General features: G+C 71.7%; 3 protein-coding genes. All 3 read left to right on the top strand.

Features of this window, described 5'->3' with window-relative positions; genetic code table 11:
- Window positions 1-56: 56 nt before the first annotated feature.
- Complete coding sequence (locus tag ACTUAL_RS10125) at window positions 57-1,907, top strand: glycosyltransferase family protein (RefSeq protein WP_440900089.1); 1,851 nt, start codon at window positions 57-59, stop codon at window positions 1,905-1,907.
- A 74-nt stretch (window positions 1,908-1,981) separates the two neighbouring features.
- On the top strand, window positions 1,982-3,223 hold the full coding sequence (wecC, locus tag ACTUAL_RS10120) for a UDP-N-acetyl-D-mannosamine dehydrogenase (protein ID WP_440900088.1): 1,242 nt from the start codon (window positions 1,982-1,984) through the stop codon (window positions 3,221-3,223).
- A gap of 91 nt (window positions 3,224-3,314) precedes the next feature.
- The coding region (locus ACTUAL_RS10115; protein ID WP_440900087.1) for a hypothetical protein at window positions 3,315-3,902 on the top strand (588 nt) is incomplete at its 3' end.

Raw genomic sequence — 3,902 nt, 5'->3', positions numbered from 1 at the left:
TCGCCGCCAGTATGGCACCGCGAGGGCTCCGGCGTCCGGCGGCTAGGGTCGCGGTCATGCCCCTGAAGGACCTGCGCACCCAGCTGTGGCACCTGCGGACCGGCGGCGTCGGCCAGTGGCGGCGGCACCGGGCGCGCCGCGCGGTCCCGCGGATGCCCGCGACCGACGCCACGCAGCCGGCCACCGCCCTGCCCGCGTGGCAGCTCCCGGACCGGGCCCCGCGCCGGGCCCTGCGGGTGGGGATCGTCGCCGACGAGTTCACCGAGCTGTGCCTGCGCCACGCGTGGCACCACGTCCTCCTCACGCCCGGCGGCTGGCAGGAGGCGCTCGCCGACGGCATCGACCTGCTCTTCGTCGAGTCCGCGTGGAACGGCAACGGCGGCGCGTGGAGGTACCAGCTCACCGGCTCCAAGGCCCCCAGCCAGCCGCTGCAGGACCTCGTGCGGCACTGCCGCGACCAGGGCGTGCCGACGGTCTTCTGGAACAAGGAGGACCCGATCCACTTCGAGGACTTCCTGGACACGGCCGCCCTCTTCGACCACGTGCTCACCACCGAGGAGGACCGGGTCGCGGACTACGTCGAGCGGCTGGGCCACGACCGGGTCGCCGTTCTGCCCTTCGCCGCGGCCAGCTGGGTGCACAACCCCGTGCGCCCCACGGGCGGGGCCGCCCGCGACGTCGCCTTCGGCGGCATGTACTACCGCCACCGCTTCCCCGAGCGGCGTGCTCAGATGGACCTGCTGCTCGGCGCCGCCGCCCGCGTCTCGCCCCGGATGACCACGGGCCTGGAGATCTTCTCCCGCTTCCTCGGGACGGACGAGAACTACCAGTTCCCCGACGACCTCGCGGCGCACGTGGTCGGCGAGCTCACCTACCCCCAGATGCTCACCGCCTACCGCGGCTACAAGGTCTTCCTCAACGTCAGCTCGGTGCCCGAGAGCCGCTCGATGTGCCCGCGCCGGCTCTTCGAGATCAGCGCCTGCGCCACCCCGGTCGTCTCGACGCCGACGCCGGCGATCGAGCGCTTCTTCGACGCCGACGCGATGGTCACCGTCACCGAGCCGCAGGAGGCGGAGTGGGTGCTGCGCGGGCTGGTCCGCAACGACCAGTGGCGCGAGCGCCTGGGGCACCGCGCGGCGCGCACGGTGCTGGCGCGCCACACCTACCGGCACCGCGTCGACGAGCTGCTCGGCCTGCTGGGTATGGAGCAGCACCGGGTCGCCGACCCCACCGTCAGCGTCGTCGCCTCGACCCACCGGCCCCAGCAGCTGGACCACCTGCTGGCCCAGGTCGCCGCGCAGGAGGAGGTCGACCCCCAGCTGGTGCTCGTCACGCACGGGTTCGCCGCACCGGCGGACCTCGCCGCGAGGGCGGGTGCGCTGGGCGTGCGCGACCTCGTCCTGGTCGAGGCCGGTGCGGACCTGTCGCTGGGGGAGTGCCTCAACCTGGGCGTCGCCCGCGCCGACGGCGACGTGGTGGCCAAGATGGACGACGACGACCTCTACGGCCCGCACTACCTCGCCGACCAGCTGCGCGCGCTCGACTACAGCGGCGCCGACGTCGTCGGCAAGCAGGCCCACCACATGCTGCTGCGCGGCAGCGGCTGCCTGCTCGTCCGCTTCCCCGAGCGCGAGCACCGGTTCACCGACATGGTCATGGGCCCCACCCTGATGATGCGGCGCGAGCTGCTGGCCGAGCTGCCCTTCGCCACCCTCACCCGCGGCGAGGACACCGACCTGCTCCGACGGGTGCTGCTCCGCGGCGGGCGCATCTACTCGGCCGACCGGTTCGGCTTCGTGCAGGTCCGTGAGGCCTCCGGGCACACGTGGGAGGCGACCGACGCCGAGCTGCTCGCGAACGGCAACGTCGTCGCCTACGGCACGGACGTGCGGCACGCCTTCGTCTGACGCAGCGGCAGGTCAGGACCCATACCACGGCTATAGTCGGGGCGTCTTCTGACGATCCACGACGAAAAGGTCTTATGTCTTCGCGCATCGCCGTCATCGGGCTGGGCTACATCGGGCTGCCCACCGCCGCCATCCTGGCCAGCCACGGCCACCAGGTGGTCGGGGTGGACGTCAACCCCCGTCACGTCGAGGCGGTGAACCGGGGCGAGGTCCCCTTCGTGGAGCCCGACCTGGGCACCCACGTCGCCGGCGCCGTGAGCCAGGGCCACCTCAGCGCGCAGGCCGAGACCCCGGCAGCGGACGTCTACATCATCGCGGTCCCGACCCCGTTCAAGGACGGCTACGAGGCGGACCTGTCCTTCATCGACGCCGCGACCGACGCGATCGTCCCGCACCTGCAGGGCGGTGAGCTGGTCATCCTGGAGTCGACCTCGCCCCCGGGCGCCACCCAGCACCTCGCGGACCGCATCACCGCGGCGCGTCCCGAGCTGACGACCAACGAGGCTTCCAGCGAGGCCAACGTCGACGTCGCGCACTGCCCCGAGCGGGTCCTGCCGGGCCGCGTCATGGTCGAGCTGGTCACCAACGACCGCATCGTCGGCGGCCTCACCCCGCGCGCCGCCCAGCGCGCCAAGGACGTCTACGCGACCTTCTGCACCGCCGAGATCCACCTCACCGACGCGGTCACCGCCGAGATGGCCAAGCTGACGGAGAACTCCTTCCGCGACGTCAACATCGCCTTCGCCAACGAGCTGTCGATCATCGCCGAGCGCCTGGGCATCGACGTCTTCGAGCTCATCGAGCTGGCCAACAAGCACCCGCGCGTCAACATCCTGCAGCCCGGCCCGGGCGTCGGGGGCCACTGCATCGCGGTCGACCCGTGGTTCATCGTCTCCGCCGTGCCCGAGCAGGCCCAGCTCATCCGCACCGCCCGCGAGGTCAACGACTCCAAGCCGGAGTACGTCGTCTCCCAGGTCCTCTCGCACGTCGAGGGCAAGGAGGCGCCCGTCGTCGCCGCCCTCGGCCTGGCCTTCAAGCCCGACATCGACGACATGCGCGAGTCCCCGGCCCTCGACATCACCCGCGAGCTGGCCCGCCGCCTGCCCGGCGGCACGGTGCTGGCCGTGGAGCCCAACGTCGAGGAGCTGCCCGGCCACCTCGACGGGCAGGACAACATCCGGCTCGCCGGTCTGGACGAGGCCGTCGCGCAGGCCGACGTCGTCGCGCTGCTCGTCGACCACCGCGAGTTCAAGGCCTGGGAGCGCGTCGACGGTGTCTCGGTCCCGGTGGTGGACACGCGGGGCGCCTGGCGGTAGAGGGGCCGGCGTCTGCGACGCCCTTGGGCGTGACCGAAGTTCTTCGTCCCGCTCCGTCCCGGGGCGTCGCGGTGGCCGATAGGGTTTCGACGTGGCGCGCAGAGAATTCGACCTCACACCGTACGAGCCTGTCGATGTTCATCACTTCGACTCGTTGACCGACTTCCTGTCGGGTCCCATCCGCGAGGGGGTCTCGGAGATCCGGCTGGGTGGTATGCCGCTCCACGTGAAGTTCCGTCACGTCGGGGCACCGACGACGCTGGTCCACTTCGCTGCGGCACTGCCCGAGGCCGGATGGGACACCTACCCCGTCTTCGCGGGGACGAAGTCGGCATCCGCGGTCGTCGCGAACCACCTGTCGATCTCGGACCCGAACTTCGCGCTCGACGGGCGTCCCACGACCGGGTGGTATGCAGGAAATGTCCACCAGCCGTTGCAGGAGGCCCTCACCGAGGTCGTCCGGCACGCCACGCGGGCGGGCGTCGAGGACCAGGCCGTCCTCGTCGGCTCGTCGGCCGGTGGCTTCGCCTCGCTCTACTACGGCGCCCGTCTTCCTGGATCCGCCTCGGTGTGCGTCAACCCTCGGGTCGAGCTGCTGAACCAGCCATCACAGTTCGAGGACCTCGCCCCGGTCGCCTTCCCGGGACTGACTCAGGACGAGCTGCAGACCAGGGTCGAC

Source organism: Actinosynnema sp., assembly GCF_052038725.1.
The sequence above is the reverse complement of the archived record's forward strand: the minus strand, read 5'-3'. Positions and strand labels throughout refer to the sequence as shown.

Bases quoted from the DNA above. Each gene is read 5' to 3' on its own strand.
- wecC (WP_440900088.1), top strand. From the start codon at position 1,982: ATGTCTTCGCGCATCGCCGTCATCGGGCTGGGCTACATCGGGCTGCCC.
- ACTUAL_RS10125 (WP_440900089.1), top strand. From the start codon at position 57: ATGCCCCTGAAGGACCTGCGCACCCAGCTGTGGCACCTGCGGACCGGC.